At 40.7% G+C, this 2,737-nt stretch carries 1 protein-coding gene; it reads right to left on the reverse strand.

The features are described from left to right. Positions 1–256: 256 nt before the first annotated feature. On the reverse strand, positions 257–2,386 hold the full coding sequence (locus tag F6K13_RS27230) for an NHLP family bacteriocin export ABC transporter peptidase/permease/ATPase subunit (protein ID WP_124144986.1): 2,130 nt from the start codon (positions 2,384–2,386) through the stop codon (positions 257–259). Between the last annotated feature and the right edge of the window lie 351 nt (positions 2,387–2,737).

Consider the following 2,737-nt stretch of genomic DNA (forward strand, 5'->3'; position numbering starts at 1 on the left):
AATGATTTGATATTTTTGATAGAATTGGATTGTGGATTAATCAATTGCTAGAATGATTAATTAATGGTTATTTTTAGTCAAAATCTAAACCAATTTTTGGCAATATCATTCCATAATGTGCAACCCCTATTATTTTTGATTAAACTAGAATTTACGCAAAATCAGAGCGTTATACGCACTTCTGTGATATAATGTGCGTTGCAAAACAGCCTGTAAGTATGTCTATCCGTAAGTCATGATGATATCATTTCTCTCATTACCCCTCAGAACTAATCAACTCCCGATACACTCCCTCTTCCTGCAACATTTCCTCATGAGTACCGCGCTGCACCACCTCGCCATTTTCCAAGACAATAATCTCATCGCAATCACGAATGGTACTCAACCGATGCGCCACAATAATACAACTACACCCCCGACTCTGCAAATTATCAACAATCATTTTCTCTGTTTCCGCATCCAAAGCACTCGTTGCCTCATCCATTACTAATATTGTGGGATTATTTACCAAAGCACGAGCAATTTCTAACCTCTGTCTTTGACCCCCACTTAAGTTTGCTCCTCCCTCCAATAACTCACCATCGTATCCACCAGGAAATGCCATCACTGCTTCATGGATAACGGCATCTTGACAAGCTTTCATCAGTTGAGTCGTTGATATTGTCGGGTTCCACAAAGTTAAATTATCGCGCACCGTGCCACCAAATAAAAATATTTCTTGTTCCACCATCGACAGAGAATGAGTTAATACTGTGGGCGAAATATTCTCTCTGGGAACACCATCAAACAAAATTTCTCCCTCCCACGGTTGATACAAACCACAGATTAATTTGGCGATCGTCGATTTTCCCGAACCACTACCACCAACTAATGCTATCTTTTGCCCTGGTTGCAACGACAAATTCAAATCTATGACTAAAGGTGGATCTACCCGTGAATAGCCAAATGTAATATTCCTTAATTCTACATAACCCTTGAGTTTTGAGTCTTCAAATACTTGCTCTTTTTCCCCTTCAGCTTTTTCCCCTTCAGCTTCTTCCTGGGTCTCATTACTCAATACATCATCAAGTCGATTCAAATCTCCTTCTAATTCCTGGAGAGTGCTGCTAAAACCAACCAAAGTATTTACAGGTTCCTGAAAATTTAACATCAAACTCTGAAATGCTACCAACATTCCAATACTCAGTTCCCCTTCCATGACTCGCAAACCACCTACGACTAATACCAATACTGATGTTAGGGATGATAAAAATGTTGGTAAAATCTCTAAAGCTTGATTTGTCACTTCCAACTGTTGTTGAGTATTCACAGTTTTCGCATAATATCCAGACCACCGAGAAAAAAAGTCTGACTCCAGCGCCGATGCTTTTAGGGTTTCCATACTTTGCAACCCCGCAATACTTGCCCCCGCAAGTTTACCTTCGTCTTGTACTAACCGCATATTGGCATCTACCCGTTGCCGAGATACCCACTGCAAGGCTAAGATATTTACCGCAGCAAAGCTAATTCCGATTAAAGTTAGTACGTGGTCGTAGGCAAACATCACCAACCCATAAAATACTATCATCACTGTATCAATAACTGTAGTTGCTAACTGACCGGAAAGCACCTGGGCAACTTCATTATTGATATTGACGCGATCGCTAATTTCTCCAGCATATCTTTGGGCATAAAATCCTACTGGTAGTCGCAGAACATGCCACATAAACTGACTAGACATGCCTACAGATAATTTAATCATTAATTTTCTCAGGTAGCGTAGTCGCAATAAAGTCAGTAAAGTTTGTAATATCATGGCGATCGTCATTCCCAAAACTAGGGGACGCAACCAGTTAGTACGATTTTCCACAAGAATATTATCAACAAATATCTGGCTAAATACTGGTACTGTCAAACCGGGAATTACTAGCAGAAAGCCTGCTATTATACAATAAATTATTGCGCCTAAAGATGGTCGGAGTCTTTGATATAATAATGGGATGATGCTTGGTTTACGACCACTTTTTTCAAATTCATCTCCGGGTTCGATAGTGAGGATAACTCCGGTAAAGCCTTCATCAAATTCATCCCAGGAAACTTTGCGAGGTCCGGTAGCAGGGTCGTTGAGGAAAACTTGATGTTTGTTAAATCCTTCTACGACTAAGAAATGATTAAATTCCCAAAATACAATGTAGGGGGGAGATATTTCGTCAAGTTGATCGAGGGTTTCTGCTTTGAAACCATTTGCTTCCATTCCGTAATTTCTGGCAGCACCAACTATTTTAGATGCTTTGCTGCCATCGCGGGAAACTCCACATTCTTGTCGGAGTTTGGCAAGAGGTACAATGCGACCGTGGTAAGCGAGGATGATACTGAGGGCAGCAGCACCACATTCAACGGCTTCCATCTGAATAATTGTAGGGGTTTTGACTCTTTTTTTTTCATTTGACTTAGAAAGAAGAAGTAATATTATGTCCGGTTGAATAGTTATAAATAATGAGGGATCACTCAGGAGTCAGGAGTCAACCCACCCCTCGCCCCTCCCCCTCCCAGGAGGGTAACTCAGGAGTTAGGAGGGAAGAGTAGAAGAAAGTTTTTTGATTACTAATTATCCGTTAGCGCAGCTCCCCTGGAAGGGGGCACATGATATAAGGGTAGTCCTAAAGATGTCAGGATATTAGTTCTTACATCCCTTTAATGATCGGAAGGTAGACTAGAAAAATTATTACTTGTTTACCACTACCGATATAAGAAGCAG

The organism is Okeania sp. SIO2B9 (genome assembly GCF_010672505.1).
In the GTDB taxonomy this organism is placed as follows: Bacteria; Cyanobacteriota; Cyanobacteriia; order Cyanobacteriales; family Microcoleaceae; genus Okeania; species Okeania hirsuta.